We start from the raw sequence: 16840 nt of genomic DNA on the forward strand, positions 1-16840 counted from the left end.
TAAGTTGTGGTACCTATAATAGGTTTTATTATCTTTATTTCGTGGTAGTCCAAAACCTATTTATAGTAGCCACTGATGGTGTGGACCAATGGGAAACAGAACTGGTCTCAACTTTGATTTTCCAAGACCAGCACAATGGAAAAGGCCTCCTAATATTATATTGATAATAGCTGTTGGAATTCTCGCTAGACTTCTTATATTTGATATAGCATCCGTAAATGCCGATACTGGACTATATCTCTATGACGCCCAGCGCTTTTTGGAAGGGGGTATTCCGATCGCTGATTTCCCTTCCCGTTCACCGTTCTTTCATGCGATACTGTCATCTATATTATTAACTGAAATCGACCCAATAGTTACGACTAGGTTGGCGATGATATCTATCTCCGCCATGAGTGGCTTCGGTGTCTACAAAATAGTTGACTTTCTATCTGGCCAAAAACCGGCTGAATTCGCTACTATACTCTATCTGTTAACTCCACTTCCCCTATTTTGGAGTTTATGGCTAAAGACCGAGCCTGCACTAGTTCTTCTAACCATAATGGTTTCTTACATATATGTTTCTAGATTCACTGAAGAGCGTGTCCGACTTATTTATCTCTTCCTAGTTGGGATCCTTCTAGGATCTGGTTACCTGATCCGACGATCTGCTATTTTCTACGCTGTGTTAATTGGACTTCATTTCTTATACTACCGTACCGTCAAGAGAGACGAGCATATACTGAAAGAGATTCCCGCAGTGGTGGTGCTTGCAAGTAGCATGCTCACTACAATTCTGGGGGGTTACGTAATTATTTCTAGGGGTGATTTGAGTGCTACTGCTGAACTAGCCACATATCATTTGTTTGGTCTCATGCCGTTATCACCAGGACCGCTGACTAGTAACCTTGTACCATATTATATATTGATATCTGTTCTCGCAATCCTTGTTTCATCATATATACATTCCAGTGATACATACTACTCGTTGTTTCCAAGCAATATGATCAGCCCAATAAATCAGGTGATTATCGGGGTGGCATCCATTGGAATCATTTCTCTCCTACTCATCACTCCAGAGTTCTCTTACCAGTCTATCAAGTCAGATATGCAGGAAGACTTCATATTAGGAATTATATATTTATCTTTACCAATATTCCTTATATTTATGGTTTATTTATTTACCTATATTAGATCATCTAATATTAATAAACACGCTAGTGTGCTGGCTTATCTGACTCTAACCGGGATAATGATACAGTTTCTAAAAGGCATATATACTCCATCATACCCGCTCACGGGATATCAAGGACGGGAGGTGTTAGTGGGTGTGATATCGATTCTATTCATAACAGCGATATTGGTGACAATGTTCCTTCCAGATATAAACTTGAATATCTTTCAGGAGGAAAATAGTTCTTTCTTGATAATTCTTCCTGTTGGCATATCTGCCATGTACATATTTAGAGATGACCCAATGCTCATTACATATTCTCAGGAGATACTTCCATACCTATCAATAATCAGTGGGATCGCAGTGGGTCAACTTAGAGAAGCCACCTCGAGGTTTGCGTTTCATGGAATTGCGTTCATATTAGCCTTGTCCGCAGTTGTAGGTGTATTAGCAGCTCCGGTCATGATTTCAAATATGGGAGGTACCGTTCAACCATATGACTCAGATCGAGGATCCATTAGCAATGTGCAAGCGGTCGGTGATCTTGTTGAGAAGAAGACTTCTGAAAATGATCTGGTCTTCACTGCTCAGCCGCTATATGCGATACAAGCAGACCGTGAAAATGTCCAAGACTTCTCACGAGAGTGGGGAGACTATCGCAATGGAGAAGGGCAGCAAGTAATGACTAATAAAATAGTCGATTCTATGGAAAAGGGAGAGGTGGTTCTTGTCATCAAGGAGCGCCGTACGGAAATGGTTATGAAACCGTCTGACGAGATTCGAACTACCTTTGAGAGCCACTACTGTCGAATAGATAATGATAGATTAGAGCTTTCAAAAGCCCAAATTTATATTCACAAGGATTATGGTTGTTAGTAATGCCTGAATCAAAGCACATTGCGGTATATACTGCTGTTTTCGGAGATTACGATGTAGTTCTCCCACCCCTGGTAAATGAGGATAGAATAGACTACATCTGTTTCACTGATAATCCAAGCAAAATACCGTCCCCGTGGGAAGTGCGTGAGATATCTGTTGATGATTTGTCGCCAAAGCTAACTAGTGGGAAAGTGAAAGTGCTCCCTCACAAATATCTACCGGAATATGAGCGGAGTATCTGGATTGACGCCAACATAGCTATTAGTGATCAGATCGCTCCTCTTGCTGACGAAGTCTTGCAAGGTGCTGATTTAGCTGTTCCCCAGCATCCACTCCGGGATTGTATCTATGAGGAAGCAGAAGTATGCGTTGACCAGAAGCTTATCGAGCCGGATATTACGGAACAAAAAATGGATAAATACCGCGAAATCGGCTTCCCTCAAAATTTTGGCCTTAGTGAAACTCGTATATTGATTCGAGATCACCAAGACCCACAGGTCGTAGAGACTATGAGAACTTGGTGGAAGGAGTACAAAGAAGGCCCGGAGCGCGATCAGCTAAGTTTTGACTACTCACTCTGGGAATGTGACCCACAATATTATCGCTTACCGGCAGATACTTCAACCAACTCTAAGCATTTCGAGTACTCCAATCATAAAAAATGTATGATGTTTGAGAATACATATGAATATCTGCTGCGGGTAAAATGGAAAAAAAGAGGATCACTCCCGCATGTATTCTATGTGGCCATCTATATCTTATATTTACTATTTGAACTATTTATCAGGGCAATAAACACCATTAGGAACGAAGGGGTTGACAGCCTAAGGAAAAAAATCATTCGAAAAATTAATAAAACAGAATTCTTTCAGTGATCTGCAACCTCTTCTACTAGAGCCGCTAATTTAGGAGAAAATCTCTGATAGCTATAGTTTCTAACACATTGGACCCGGGCTTTTGATCCCAATTCATCCCTTTCATTAGGATCATTAGCTAAGTCCTCAATCTTGTTAGCCAGCTCGCCTGGTGAATCAGGACTCACGATGACTCCACAATCTTCTAGAACCCTAGGGAGATCAGAAACCTCAGTCGCAATTATGGGTTTCCCCATTGACATTGCGTCGAAGACCTTGGCTGGCATTTGTCCTCTTGTACTTGATGTCTGCTTTTGAGGGATAACGAACAGATCCGAAGCTGCAATCCACTTTGGTAGCTGTGTGAACGGCTGTTGAGAATAGAATACCACTCTGTCATCGGACATAGATTTTAGTTTTCTAACATATCTCGATTCGTGGACACCGACAATAAGAAGTAAGATATCGTCTCGTTCTATCGATTGTACTGCTTCAACCAAATCGCTAACACCTTTATGCGGACGAGGAGTTCCGCTGAAAAGGACTATAAATTTATCCTCTGGAATACCTAATTCATTCCTTGCCTTCTTGCTATCGTAGTTATCTGGATTGAAAAAGTCCGTATTTCTAACATGAGGGACATATGTCCCTCCGAATTTTTCTTTCAAGAAAAAATTGGAAACAGTAATTTCGTCTGCCCAGACAGATGCCTTTTCCATCATTCTCATATATCCGAGAGAGTTCAGATTAACCAACATTGGGATAGACTTTAAATATGACAAATACTTTCTCATCCCATCTCCAGATTTGAAGCCAGACTCCCAATCATCTATATCCAGAATTATCGGCTTATCTTTTTCTATTGAATTCAATAATCCATATCCGTAACTTAGCATACGGGGCTTTACTGCGTAGACTACGTCTCCAGAAATTTTTCTAGATATTGATTGATAATGTAGGGGAAAATCTAAAATTGAGGATCTCATATCCACAGACTGGTATTCATACTCGTCCCGAACTGGTTTCCAGATGTTTTGGCGAGTCTTGGGACCCACAATCTCGATTTCGTAGTGAGGTTCTAGCAGTTGAGCCAGTAAATAGGATCGCCCAAGCGAATTATCGGAGAGATCAGGGGTGAGGATCGTAATTTTCATTCTACTATCTACTACTATGCGTAGACAATATGTTTTACGAAGAGTAAAAGTATCTTTCTACAGCAGCCTTCTCAAGTCGCTTTCTTGAACCGTGGAGGTTATATTGCTCACTAATCGAAACTGATTCCATGAATGACCGCCCCGCCTTCAGTATTATATGCGTTTATAATGACCGAGAGACGCTCGATGAATTCCTAGATACTGGGTTGAAAAATCAAACATGCAGGAATTTTGAAAAGATATACATTGATAATCGAGATTCAACATATGAATCAGCCTCAGAAGCCTTAAATGAAGGGGCATTCAAAGCGAGTGGAAAATACTTAGTATTTATTCACCAAGATGTGAGGCTCACACCTAGATACCTATCATATTCCCTATCATACCTAGATGAGATTGACAATCTAGGTGTTGCAGGCGCAGCTGGCGTACGCAGCACAGGGAATTGTCGATCTGAGGGCGTGAATTTGATACATCATGGTCAAGAAAGGAAAAAGTGGGAGCGTGGTACACATATTGAATCTCCTAAAGAAGTTGATTCTCTCGATGAGCTAATCTTGATCGTTCCAAAAAAAGTATTCGAAGAAGAAAGGTTTTCAACATCTGTTTGTAAGGGTTGGCACCTATATGGGGTGGAGTACTCGATCCGGATGAAAAAATCCGGGAAAAAAGTGGTGGTACTTCCATTAGACTTGTGGCACTATTCCGATGGAGGTTGGCGCGATGTGCGACATGACCTTACGCTACTTCGGATAATACACCAGTACCCAGATCTGCAGTGTATTCACACTACTGGCGGTTCATGGCCAGCAGCAAGATGGTATGTGGCATTACGCATCTTACGCAAAACTCTTGCAGGGTCGCTCTTTAAGTGGCCGCAGAGATTAGCTGATTAAACACCGAGAAGATCCATTAATTAGCAGAGCGGTCAGTTCCTGACAAGGAGCTAAAGTATATGTCCAGACAGTTTATGAATGAATACCTGCTCAGAATCAGGACATCAGCTATTAACGGCGTTCTGGTGAGTGGGTGCGGTTCCTCGATCATCATCCCCTGGTAGTTAGGACATTCCTGCCCAGACGCTTATGAGTCACAATCATTGAATACATCAGGAACACACGGGAAGAAGGATAATCGTGGAATCACGCGTCCACGAGGAGTCACCATCTGAATTGGTCGCTGAGAAATTGGAGTCTCTCATATGAAATAGTGGCCGAAATCCAGCAGAAGGAGATTCGTAAGCAGAATGATATAGGGAGGAAGATATCCCTTTATATCATTAGTAAATAGAACCTCTGAGAACACTAAATGACTTTTCGCGTAGGTCTTTAGACGACAGTAACATGAGTCCGTAAACTACTGCCCCAACAATCACTACGGAGAAAACGGAGATCAAGGACTCGACACCAATCGATATTTTATATACATACACGACCACAGACATGATGACAGAAGATAAAATACACCACCTAATATTCTTCCAAGGCATTTCGATCGCTATGAATTTAGATAGATAATAAACATGTAAGATGTTATTGACCAGAGTAGCAGCTACTGTCCCAATCGCTGCGCCAACAATACCTATTTTCCAAACTAATAAGATGTTCAGCACGAGATTCAATACAAGACTGATCGCAGAAGACCGTGCGGCGAGATTAGGCTGGTTGATACCTAATAATGATTGTCCAGCGATTTTATGTACTCCTTGGAAAATCTTACTCACCATTAATATAATTAATACCTTCGAGGCAATATTGTATTCCTGGCCAAAAACAAACGTCAATATGTCATTTGATAGTAACAACACCCCAAAGAAGGAGGGGATTATGAGCATTAAAGAGGGAATGATCGATTTTGTAAAGACAGCTTCGATACGAGCAGTCTCTCCCTCCTCATTCCATTTGCTAATTTGCGGAAAGATAGAAGTTGCAATAGCTGTACTTAACAACATAACGATGCCCGACACACGCCAAGCCGTTTCATAGGCACCAACATCAGTTTGGGTCAGGAAATACCCGATAGCTATCACATCAAACCAATTGAATAAAAGCCCGCCGATAGAAGATATAAATGCATATTTTGAATAGTTGATCAATGATTTAGAATGTACGTATGAGGGGGGTTTTAATTCCACTGAACTCCTGTGCAACGCCAGAACCATCATTATGAACAAACCGAGCAACTGAGCATATACGAGAGAATAGACACCAAATTGGAAAATAAAGATAAGGATAGCACCGACGATTACGTAAATAAAGTGTTGAGAAAGCGTTGGAAGCGCTGTTAAACCTACGCGAAGTTCCCCCTTAAGTATGGAGATCGACAGGTTTGCAAATTCCTGCAATATGAGCCCAACTACTAAAAGTAGCGCTAATTCAGCCCCCAAATACTGGTTAATAACTTGCCGGAATATTAGTATAGCGGCACATATAGGGAAGAGGAGAATAGATTTAAGTATAATTGCAGATGAAATGAATTCGTAAGATGTTCCGCTCTCGCTCAAACGCTTCACTAGACTGAATCGGATACCAAAATCAGTTGGAATTGCTAATATTCCTAGCAGAGCCTGATAAAGGAAAAAGATCCCAAGCTGATTTGCGCCTAATTCTCGGGCAAAGAAAATAAGACCAACAAACCCTAGAAACTTACTTAATATTTGTGATAGAAATAGCTTGGCACTTGAACGGGAGAGGTTCATTTTCGAGTAGTTGGTTTGTCGCTAGAAATCCGGACATAATACACTTTTGTTTTTAATTAGTCCTCTATTTAGAAATCACCTATAATTTTATATGTTCTAGTAAGTTAGGAAACACTGACTATCCCCTAACCGCGATAAAATGTCAGATATCGATATCAACAGAGGTAAAAACAGGCTTAGCAAAAACAGTACCGATGATCGAAGGCGTCGAAGTACGTGATCTACAGGTAAACGCGGACGAACGCGGCCATCTCGTCGAGATGTTCCGCAAGGACTGGCCGGAGTTCGATCCGGAGCCGGCGATGTCCTACTACTCCATGAGCTACCCCGGGGTAATCCGAGCCTGGCACCGTCACACCCGCGGGCAGATCGACCACTTCGTCTGTCCGAAGGGACGCATCAGGGTCGGCATCTACGATGACCGTGAGGACTCTCCAACACAGGGCGAGCTGAACACGTTCGTCATCGGCGAGCACGACCAGCAGGTCGTCCGGATCCCGGGCGCGTGCTGGCACGGGTTCAAGATCGTCGGCGACGAACAGGCGATGCTGATCAACTTCCCGACGAACCTCTACGACTACGAGGATCCTGACGAGGAACGCCTCCCCCATGACACAGACGAGATTCCACTCGACTGGGATGCGGAGGTGCATGGATGAAAGGCGTTCTGCTCGCCGGCGGGACCGGTTCCCGACTCCGGCCGATCACCCACACTGGGCCGAAGCAGCTCGTCCCCGTTGCGAACAAGCCGGTCATCCAGTACGCGATCGAGGATCTCAAGGAGGCCGGGATCACCGAGATTGGGATCATTCTCGGCAACAAGGGCCGCGACGAGATCCAGGAGTTCCTCGGTGACGGTAGCGAGTTCGGCGTCGAGATCACGTACATCGTGCAGGGCCGTCCACTCGGCTTAGCCCACGCGGTCGGCTGCGCCGAATCGTTCGTCGGCGACGACGATTTCGTGGTGTACCTGGGCGACAACATGCTCAAGCAGGGTATCGAAGGTGTCGTCGACAGCTTCCGTGAGGGTGCGTATGACGCCGGCATCGCACTCCAGCGCGTCGACAACCCCCAGCAGTTCGGCATCGCTGCCGTCGATGACGATGGCACAGTCACGCAACTTGTCGAGAAACCGGACGATCCGCCGTCGGATCGCGCTTTGATCGGTATTTACGTCTTCTCTCCGCGCGTGTTCGACGCGATCGAACGCATCGAGCCGTCGTGGCGCGGCGAGCTCGAGATCACGGACGCCATCCAGATGATGCTCGACGACGGTGCCGCAATCGACTCCCAGATCGTCGAGGGGTGGTGGAAAGACACTGGGAAGCCACAAGACGTGCTGGAAGCCAATCGATTGGTGCTTGAAGACGAATTAGCTGTGCTGGCCGGGAATGTCGACGAGGACGCCGATGTCAGTGGACGCGTTGATCTCGCTGAGTCAGCCAGCATCGAGGCCGGCGCTGTCGTTCGTGGCCCCGTCTCGATCGGAGCCAACACCACGATTCAAGCGAACACCTACGTTGGACCGTACTCGTCAGTTGGGCCGAACACCGTCGTTGAGAACGCACACTTAGAAAACAGCGTCATCGTCGGCGATGCAACGATCACAACTAACGGACGGATCATCGACAGCCTAATTGGCCGCGGCGCGTCGATCGAGAGCGCAGAGGATCTCTTGCCCGAGGGGCGTCGGCTGGTCGTTGGCGAGAACTCACAACTCAAATTATGAAGATCATCACTCACGAGTGTCCGGAGTGTCGCACCGTCGTCGCAGCCAACGAACTCGAGGACAATCGCGTCATGAAGTGTCCAGGGAGGGACTGCGAAACCGTCCTTCGGTTCGATGACCTACCTGAATTTGACCGCGACTTTTTTCTCGAAAACCGCGACCAGTATCGACTCTAAAATAGCGCGGTGATGTCCTCAGTGAGCGTCGGCTGAGGACGACCAAGCAGCGACTCGACTTTCGCGGTATCCAGACAGGTGTACGCGGGGCGTGACGCCTCGCGGTTGATTGCCTCGAGCGAACTCGGCTCGAGTAGATCGGCCGATCGGCCGAGTTCCTCGAGGAGTGTCTCACCAAACTCGTAGGGAGTGACATAGGATCGACATGCTACGTTGTATGTCCCCTGGGCACCGATATTGAGCAGTTCGAGCAGCGTTTGTGCTGTCGTCTCTGCCTGTGACGGAGTAATATACTGGTCGGTAAACAGCGGGACTGACTCTCCTGTTGCGGCCGTCTCGCGGACCCACGCTGGGAACCCTGACAGTTCACCCGCAGGTTGCGTACGGCCATAGACGAACGAAAGACGGGCGATCACGGCGGACCGGTATACGTCCCGCACTGCCTTTTCGCCCGCCAGTTTCGACTCTCCATACGTCTGTAACGGGTTTGTCGGTGCCTCCTCTGGGTACGGTGACTCACGGTTACCATCGAATACGTAGTCCGTCGATGTATGTAGGAACTGAATATCCCAATCGTGAGCTAATTGTGCCAGCGTTCTCGCGCCCTCAACATTGACGGCGTTCGCTTGCTCTGGATTGGTTTCACACCCGTCGACGTCAGTGACGGCTGCACAGTTGATAACCGCGTCCGGGCGAACGTTCTCGAACACTGCCTTGCAGTCACTCCGCGAACGAACATCGAGTTGATAGAGTGGACAATCAAACTCTGGTGCCGCTGAATGGTAAGTCCCTACGACTTCCCATCCGCGTTCAATGGCGGTACTTACGACGTTTCCGCCGAGAAGACCGCCAGAGCCAGTTATGAGTACTCGCATGCTGCGTGCTGAGATGGACAGTTGTAAATAATTGACGAGACATTCTCACCAGCATGCACGTACTCGTAACCGGTGGTGCAGGCTTCATCGGATCGAATTTCGTCCATTACCTGATCAATCAGACCGACCACTCCGTCACAACTGTCGACGCACTCACGTACGCGGGATCGAAGGATAATCTTTCCAGCGTGCTTGATCATGACCGCCATCAGTTCGTCGAAGGAGATATTTGCAATCAGGCGTTGATAGGTGAACTACTCGATGATGTTGATAGCGTAGTCAATTTTGCAGCTGAATCTCACGTTGATCGGTCAATCGACGACGCTGAACCGTTCGTCGCAACGAACGTCGAGGGAACACGGGTATTGCTAGATGGTGCACTAGATCACGATATCGAGCGATTCGTTCAGATCTCGACTGACGAGGTCTACGGGACGATCGAAACGGGGAGCTTCTCCGAAGACGATCCACTTTCGCCGCGAAACCCCTATTCGGCGACGAAAGCAAGCGCGGATCTGCTGGCGCTCAGTTATTATACGACTCACGGATTGCCGGTCGTCGTAACACGGTCTTCGAACAACTACGGACCGCGGCAACACCGGGAAAAACTCATTCCGAAGTTTCTCACGCGAGCAGCTGCAGGGGAAACGCTACCGGTCTACGGCGATGGGTCGAACGTCCGAGAGTGGTTGTACGTCGAAGATAACTGTCGCGCGGTCGAGACCGTGCTCGATGAGGGCAACGCCGGCGAGGTATACAATATCGGGAGCAGTGAGGAGTTGACGAACTTGGAAGTAACCGAGAAGATTCTCACGGCTGCAAACGGCGATGAGAGCCAAATCGAGTTCGTCGAGGATCGTCCCGGCCACGACCAGCGGTATTCGCTGGATACGTCGAAAGTACGTTCGCTAGGCTGGGAACCGAAATGGTCGTTCAAGGACGGGTTGCAGGAAACAGCCGAGTACTATCTCGCATAGGGGACCACGCCTCCGTAGGTCGATATCCTTTTTTATCGCGTTGGCAACAGATGAGTATGCAGATTCTCATTACTGGCGGAGCGGGTTTCATCGGCGGCCACCTCGCTGAAACGTTTGTGGGTGAGGGACACTCGGTTACCGTCTTTGACAACCTTGATCCCTACTACGATGTCGGGATTAAAGAGAAGAACATTCAAGCGGCACGAAATACGGCGGACCGCACCGATGGCAATTACGAACTCGTTAAAGGCAGTGTAACGGACGGAGAGACGGTAACAGGCCTCGTTTCGAACGCCGATATCGTCTATCATCAAGCTGCACAGGCCGGTGTCCGAACCAGTGTTGACAATCCACGTAAGCCACATGAGGTGAACGTTGACGGCACACTGAACATTCTCGATGCTGCGCGCAATTCCGATGTCGAACGTGTCGTCCTCGCTAGTTCCTCCTCGGTCTACGGCAAGCCGGAGTACCTTCCCTACGATGAGGACCATCCGACGAACCCGGTCAGTCCCTACGGCGTCTCGAAACTCGCCGCCGAGCAGTACGCTCGCGTCTACAGCGAGATCTATGGCCTCCCGACCGTCTCGCTGCGCTACTTCACCGTCTACGGGCTGCGGATGCGTCCGAACATGGCGATCACGAACTTCGTCTCTCGCTGTATTAATGGGAAGCCGCCGGTCATCTACGGCAGCGGGGAGCAAACCCGCGATTTCACGTACATCGACGATATCGTCCGGGTGAACGAACAACTCTTAAGCGACGACAGCGCCGACGGCGAGATTCTTAACGTTGGCAGCACTGACAACATCGACATCGAGACGCTCGCGGCGGTTGTCCGCGACGAACTCGCTCGGGATCTCGACATAGAGTACGACGAGGCCAGGACCGGTGACGCGGAGCACACCCACGCCGATGTCTCAAAGGCGAATGAACTGTTAGGTTACGAGCCAACTGTTGATATCCGTGAGGGTGTCACGAACTTCATCGATTGGTACCAGAAGAACCGGGACTGGTACGAGCCTCTAGTACTGAATTCCTGACGGAGGTTCCAACGAGAACGCGATGTTCAAAATCTAATATCAGACTGTACGTCTTAGTGCTCGAGCTCGACCACGGTCCCGTTCAGTACGTCCTCCTCGCTGACTGCCACCTGGCGGTCGTCGATCGAATACTCCCCAGAGTACGGAACTGTCACCTCGCCGTGTCCAGTCTCTTCGATCGTTATCCCACGTTCGTAGATGAATGATTCATCTCCCACGGTGACATTCGTACTGACAACTACTGTCTCACCTGGCGCGCCAGACGCACGGATTGTCGCACCAGGGACCACTGCGAACGCCGCAACGTCGTCATCGACCAAGATCGCTTGGTAGTGGGCAAGCCCATCAGTGTCATTTCCATCCGAATCTAGATCCTTGAGTAATCGGACCTGCGTCTTTTCGGCCGGTTCTTTGCCGTCAACTTCGGTTACGACGTACCCGACTCGTCCCTCGAACTGATCGTACCAGCTATCCGGATCGGAAGCCTGGAAGGCCATATAATTGTTCTGGGCGTAGCTGTAGGTTCTCGACTCCCCGCTCACAAGGTAATTATACATTCGGTTGTCACCCCACTCGCTCAGCACGAAGTTTTCGGGGTAAGTTCGGTCCGCCGCTGCGGCGTGATCGTCGATAGCGCTCGCTGCCTCGACCTGCGACTCGCTATGAGTCACGTCTGCTGTCAGGCCGGGTACGTAGATGAGACTGAGCCCAAGTATGAGTAGACCGATGCCGACCACGTAACCGATCTTTCGGCCGTCCGGGATCGAAATCGAAGGTTCGAGCGACTGCCCACCGTCGGTGGCGACTGTATCTCCATCTCGAGCGTCATCCCTAAGCGATGAAGCTGTCCCCTGAAACGGAACTGGCGTTCGTGCTAGATCGACGACTGCAAGCAGCTGGACGAGTCCGAGGCCGGTGAGTACAGCGAGCGGAATCGCAAGCTGGCCAGCGAACCGGACTTGAACTCCCGCCAGAATGAGCAGATAGGTCGCGTAGGTGCCAACGAGCAACCAGCCCGGTTTGTATCGGCGGGTGACGAGCCAGACGACCCAGCCCAGCGCGATCAGCGCGACGTAAAATCCCATGCCAAGCTGATACATCGGTCCGAAAAAGACGGCGTATTCCGTCGAAAACAGTGAGAGAGTCTCGGTCGCCCCGCTGCGGAGAAACAGATCATCGAGACGAGCAGTCACTTCGGTCCAGTCAGCAGGTCGAAGAACCCGAAATACGAGTAAACCGCCGGCTGCGACACCTCCCTCGAGTGCAAGCAATCCCCGAGAGCGGATCTTGAGACGGTACCACACCTCGCCGAGAGCGGTCACGGCGGTCGCTCCACCCAGAACCAGTGTCGGCGTAGCTGCGACGAACGTTGCATGCCAGCCCCAACGGTAGTGAAGGATGAGCGAGAGTATGCTTCCGACAGCCAACCCGACAAGGAGCGGCAAGTTCGCACGCGCCGGCGACACCCGCGCTCGCACGTCTAGCGCGACTCGCAAGCCGACATAACCCGCAAGTGGGATCAGCAACAGAGGAGAACCGCCCCAGGTATGTGTTCCAGCCGCGACTGAGAGCCCGAAGGCAACGGCGACAGCCCACGTCACTAGCTCCTGGAGGTGCTCCTGAACGGCTGTATCCTGGCTTGTACTACTCGCGAGTCGCCGCTGAAGGTCGACAGCGAGCCATGCCAGCGTCAACAGTGTGATCCCAAGCCAGAAGTACTGGTGAAGCTGGTGATCGATGAATCCAAGGCCCGTGTAGACTGCGTGGATCGGCGTCACGGCGAAGACGAGCACGGACGCAACACCGACCCGGATATCTCGAGTCAACAGGACGGTGAGCTTGTAAATTACGAGGCCGAGGACGACGGAGGCGACGACAGGCAGCTGCGCTGCGACCGTGTCTGCGGCACCCTGGCCACCGCCGAGTAACTCGGCGACGAACCAGTTGGTCGCATGTGCGAGCGGTCGCCGAGCAGCGACACCAGCTGACGGCTCTACCAGCACCCCGTAGTCCGTCGGTCCTGACGACTTTTCGAGCAGGTTCTCCATCCAGTATCGGAAGTAGTACGGGTCGTTCGCCGGCGAGACGACGTACCCGTTCTGAAAGACTGACTGATACGCCGTCATTCTAGCTGCGGCGACGACCAGCAGTGCTCCGAATAGTCCTGCCAGTGCGCGGAGATCGACATCGTTCCAGAACCGATTGAAATCGGCCGCGAAATCATTATCGTCCGTGGGCTCATCGAGCTCTTTGCCCGTCAATACAGATTCAACGACTGCTGGGTCCGCGACCCGATATGCGCCATCAACCTTCGTGACGATGCCGCGGGATACAAGTTCTCCGAAGGTTCCCGAATCAAGATCAACATCATCGAATGTCCAAGTTCCATGGTCGGCGTCGACTGCAAGGACGGCCTCAAGAACAGTCTCCCCGTCGGATCGGTCGTCCAGAAACTCCTGCACCGTCTCGAGGTCGTCGGCCGTCATTCAGAAAGAGTGTAACAGTTATCGCACATGGACCTTTCGTTCTGCGTACTCAAGGATAGTCGATCTGATCTCCTGACTATGCTTGCGCTTACTCAACTCACTGCCACTGGATACCGAGGTCTTTCTGTCGCAACGGACTGTAACACAGCCTTCCGAATTCACACATCACTTCTCATGAGGGTCTTTTTCTCGAGGCAATACGAGGTTCCTCCAACAAGAGCTGATATCCTCAGACGACCCACTGAATGGGGGTTCGAGTCCGGACTGACGACCGATCAACGAAGAGATCAACGACTACTTGGCCGAAGTGGCATAAAAGAACCCGATTAGACGAATTTAGTTTTCATCACGTGGATCCTCAACGAATTCGTATAATCCTCCCTTATTTAATCGCTGTATCCATCCTGCAGTGGTGAGATTTCTTAGAGCGTACTCAACTTGTCCCTTTTCGAGATCCGTTCGTTCACGAAAGAACTGGGGATTCGCGCGTCCCCACGGCTCACCGGATTCTTTGCCTTCTTTAAATAGTTCGAGAATAATTTCTTCTCGTTCATTTGGTTCGTAGTTCTGATTAACCATTATTAGCGTCTCGTGCATCACAGAACATAAGACTGCATCTTATGCTAAGAAATTGGTACAGAATATGTCTGGGCATTTTGCTTAGCAAAACACTAAGTAGATGGCAGAAGTAGGCCTATACGAGAAGCACGATGGCTGCAGAAACTCTGCGGCCCGGTGCTGGTACACCGGCCCGTGCTTCTCTGAGGAACGAGAAGCAATGACGAATTCAACTACTGCCCTATTAAAACGTACTGACAACAAACAATGCGATCACGACTGGTGTGACGGTTTAACTGGTGATCGACTATCCTGCGTTGCGTGTTTTGAACCGTCGTCTAGCGAGGTGAGTAGTGAGAATGACCGCTGACAATCATCGTCATTCTTTCGCCAAAACAAGCTCAACGTATGAAAATGGTCGATCCGTTATCTCGACGCCGAAACAGGTTCTGCAGGGTCACCCTGTCGGATCCAGGTCAAATACCACTCTTTGTATCGGATGTGGGATGGTACTACATGAGACAAATATTATGTTCGCGTACCCCTGCCGGTGTGCCGACTCCGTAGAATGGGATGTTCCACGGGTATACTGCTATGACTGTGCACCCGACAAGATCAGTTCACCCACGCTTGGCACGACGGAAGTGCTTGTTGGTGGTCGCCTTGGGACGATCGCATTTCCCACGCCACGCAACCAGCAACTCTGTTTAACCGAACTCGCAACTCGAGCGCTTAGCCCGCCAGTGGAGGGATCAGCACTATGAGGGCAATTTCAGAGATGCTAGAGCCTGCTGAGCAACCCCGCAAGAACGGTGCTGTGGAGTTCGACGATCCGACGACGCGAGGATACGAGTGGACAAAGCGCTCCAAGGAAATCAAGAAACGAGACAACAAGGTCTGTCAACGCTGTGGCGATCACAACGGGAACTACGAGTATCACCCATTGGTGATGGAGACGCATCACATCGTTTCTGGAAAATATCTACCCAAAGCGGATGCACGCGTCGACCTCAATCTTGTTACCGTCTGCGGGACGTGCCACAGTCATCTTGAGAGGGCACCCGTTGAACAGCAGTTCAAAGAAATCGGTCGAGACAATGCTCTCACCATCCTTCGGACGCTAAAAGAGCAGGAATACTCACTCCACTTCCTGTGTCGCAATCTTGATTTGTCAGACGAACAGATTCAGACGATCGTGCCGCAACTCGAGCAGATGAACTGCATAACGAGCCGAGGTAGCGCACGCTATCGGGCAACCTGCCCAGCAACGTCGAAATCAGCCGCTGAACGCGCAAGAGTGCAGTGGCACCTCGAACAGGAACGACGGCAGCAGCTCGAAACCGCACTCGAGAAATTTCGACGACAAGTTACCTGTGACCTTGACGAGCTTGAGTACGCACTGGAATTGGGAGACGTTGAGCGATTTGAGTTAACACTCGAAAGAATACGGGACGCGCTTCGGATAATCCCTTCACAACAGTAGCGCTCGAGCCGGGGCCACTTGCCTCAACGCGTTGCGCTATGCCTGTATGGGTGTCACTGGGCGCTAGCCGACCCTGGCGCGCTGGCGAGCGCCGGCGGTCCCAGCGCGGGCTGGCGCGTAACCCCGTTCGAGCGTGGCCGGGTCGCCAGCTACGGGACCTCTTACCGATTGTCGCTGCTGACCGGCCCGGGCCACAGCCCTCCCGAAGGAAGGAACCCAAGAGATTCCTCCGATATGCTGCCGGTTCCCTTGGAAGTGCGGGCTGAACTCTCGAAGGCCGCGGCTGGCCGATATCTCATGGTAGGATTCCACGTCGTTCACGGTGAGGAGGAGGTCAAGCAAGCAACCCTCAAATATCACTAGAATTCGCTGTATTTACTAACCTCGACACTATCTAGACTTATCCTCATTACTCGTCGTGCGTCTCTTCCTCTCGAGGATCTTCGACGAGTTCGTACACACCTCGACCGATGTTCTGGACGTAGTCCGCAGCCTCGAGTAACTGTAATCGCTGCTGAACATACTGCCGCGTAACATCTAACTCATCGGCGATGTTTGACGGTACGTTTCGTCCTTCTGTCAAGACATCGAGGATCTTGTCATCAATCTCCTTTCGGTCGAGGCCCATTGACTGCTGGTTGCGTATCGACATAGATGATTGTTGTTTTCACAGCGGCAAGAGCATTACTATCGTCCAGGGTTTCGTAATTGACGATAGTAAACTATAAGCGAATAACGGAACCACTGTAGAGTAGAGGCACAGGTTGGCTACAGA

Annotated in this window: 16 protein-coding genes; 10 read left to right on the forward strand and 6 right to left on the reverse strand. The window is 49.8% G+C overall.

The features are described from left to right. Positions 1 to 88 precede the first annotated feature (88 nt). The gene (locus tag ACFR99_RS04410; protein ID WP_390284735.1) at positions 89 to 2029 is read left to right on the forward strand and encodes an ArnT family glycosyltransferase; all 1941 of its coding nucleotides are present in this window, start codon (positions 89 to 91) and stop codon (positions 2027 to 2029) included. A gap of 2 nt (positions 2030 to 2031) precedes the next feature. Continuing rightward, complete coding sequence (locus ACFR99_RS04415; protein ID WP_390284737.1) at positions 2032 to 2907, forward strand: glycosyltransferase domain-containing protein; 876 nt, start codon at positions 2032 to 2034, stop codon at positions 2905 to 2907. Here the strand turns inward: ACFR99_RS04415 and ACFR99_RS04420 are convergent. After that, complete coding sequence (locus ACFR99_RS04420) at positions 2901 to 4040, reverse strand: glycosyltransferase family 4 protein (RefSeq protein WP_390284739.1); 1140 nt, start codon at positions 4038 to 4040, stop codon at positions 2901 to 2903. The two genes, ACFR99_RS04415 and ACFR99_RS04420, sit on opposite strands and share 7 nt — an antisense overlap. 128 nt (positions 4041 to 4168) lie before the next feature. Here ACFR99_RS04420 and ACFR99_RS04425 point away from each other — a divergent pair, with 128 nt between their 5' ends. Further along, on the forward strand, positions 4169 to 4936 hold the full coding sequence (locus ACFR99_RS04425; RefSeq protein WP_390284741.1) for a glycosyltransferase: 768 nt from the start codon (positions 4169 to 4171) through the stop codon (positions 4934 to 4936). Between the two features lie 383 nt (positions 4937 to 5319). On the opposite strand, the gene ACFR99_RS04430 is transcribed toward ACFR99_RS04425, so the two are convergent. Then, positions 5320 to 6738 (reverse strand): flippase, encoded by a 1419-nt coding sequence (locus ACFR99_RS04430; protein ID WP_390284743.1) that lies wholly within the window; start codon positions 6736 to 6738, stop codon positions 5320 to 5322. A 194-nt stretch (positions 6739 to 6932) separates the two neighbouring features. On the opposite strand from ACFR99_RS04430, the gene ACFR99_RS04435 reads away from it, so the two are divergent. Genes ACFR99_RS04435 through ACFR99_RS04445 form a run of 3 tightly spaced genes read left to right on the forward strand, consistent with a single transcriptional unit; the run spans position 6933 to position 8643 of the window. Further along, positions 6933 to 7397 (forward strand): dTDP-4-dehydrorhamnose 3,5-epimerase family protein, encoded by a 465-nt coding sequence (locus ACFR99_RS04435; RefSeq protein ID WP_390284745.1) that lies wholly within the window; start codon positions 6933 to 6935, stop codon positions 7395 to 7397. Next, entirely contained in the window at positions 7394 to 8467 is a 1074-nt protein-coding gene (locus ACFR99_RS04440) for a glucose-1-phosphate thymidylyltransferase (RefSeq protein WP_390284747.1), read from the forward strand. The genes ACFR99_RS04435 and ACFR99_RS04440 overlap by 4 nt, the downstream gene beginning before the upstream one ends. Next, the gene (locus ACFR99_RS04445; RefSeq protein ID WP_390284749.1) at positions 8464 to 8643 is read left to right on the forward strand and encodes a hypothetical protein; all 180 of its coding nucleotides are present in this window, start codon (positions 8464 to 8466) and stop codon (positions 8641 to 8643) included. Before ACFR99_RS04440 ends, ACFR99_RS04445 begins: the two co-directional genes overlap by 4 nt. On the opposite strand, the gene rfbD is transcribed toward ACFR99_RS04445, so the two are convergent. Next, positions 8640 to 9518, reverse strand: a complete 879-nt coding sequence (rfbD, locus tag ACFR99_RS04450; RefSeq protein WP_390284751.1) for a dTDP-4-dehydrorhamnose reductase — start codon at positions 9516 to 9518, stop codon at positions 8640 to 8642. The two genes, ACFR99_RS04445 and rfbD, sit on opposite strands and share 4 nt — an antisense overlap. Before the next feature lie 53 nt (positions 9519 to 9571). Between rfbD and rfbB the strand changes: the two genes are divergently transcribed. Together rfbB and ACFR99_RS04460 are read left to right on the forward strand one after the other, a co-directional pair. Further along, positions 9572 to 10495 (forward strand): dTDP-glucose 4,6-dehydratase, encoded by a 924-nt coding sequence (gene rfbB / locus ACFR99_RS04455; protein WP_390284753.1) that lies wholly within the window; start codon positions 9572 to 9574, stop codon positions 10493 to 10495. Between the two features lie 56 nt (positions 10496 to 10551). Then, on the forward strand, positions 10552 to 11538 hold the full coding sequence (locus ACFR99_RS04460) for a GDP-mannose 4,6-dehydratase (protein ID WP_390284755.1): 987 nt from the start codon (positions 10552 to 10554) through the stop codon (positions 11536 to 11538). 53 nt (positions 11539 to 11591) lie between these two features. On the opposite strand, the gene ACFR99_RS04465 is transcribed toward ACFR99_RS04460, so the two are convergent. Together ACFR99_RS04465 and ACFR99_RS04470 are read right to left on the reverse strand one after the other, a co-directional pair. Continuing rightward, positions 11592 to 14024, reverse strand: a complete 2433-nt coding sequence (locus ACFR99_RS04465) for an MFS transporter (RefSeq protein ID WP_390284757.1) — start codon at positions 14022 to 14024, stop codon at positions 11592 to 11594. A gap of 336 nt (positions 14025 to 14360) precedes the next feature. Next, entirely contained in the window at positions 14361 to 14603 is a 243-nt protein-coding gene (locus ACFR99_RS04470; RefSeq protein WP_390285387.1) for an aldo-keto reductase family protein, read from the reverse strand. 338 nt (positions 14604 to 14941) lie between these two features. Here ACFR99_RS04470 and ACFR99_RS20330 point away from each other — a divergent pair, with 338 nt between their 5' ends. Then, positions 14942 to 15346: a DUF8112 family protein gene (locus tag ACFR99_RS20330; protein WP_465260888.1), complete on the forward strand. Its 405-nt coding sequence runs from the start codon at positions 14942 to 14944 to the stop codon at positions 15344 to 15346. Further along, a complete protein-coding gene (locus ACFR99_RS04475; RefSeq protein WP_390284759.1) occupies positions 15343 to 16065 on the forward strand; it encodes an HNH endonuclease in 723 nt (240 codons plus the stop codon). The genes ACFR99_RS20330 and ACFR99_RS04475 overlap by 4 nt, the downstream gene beginning before the upstream one ends. Positions 16066 to 16474: 409 nt before the next feature. On the opposite strand, the gene ACFR99_RS04480 is transcribed toward ACFR99_RS04475, so the two are convergent. After that, entirely contained in the window at positions 16475 to 16717 is a 243-nt protein-coding gene (locus ACFR99_RS04480; RefSeq protein ID WP_390284761.1) for a hypothetical protein, read from the reverse strand. Positions 16718 to 16840: the final 123 nt, after the last annotated feature.

The organism is Haloarchaeobius amylolyticus (assembly GCF_042678045.1).
Classification (GTDB): Archaea; Halobacteriota; Halobacteria; order Halobacteriales; family Natrialbaceae; genus Natrinema; species Natrinema amylolyticus_A.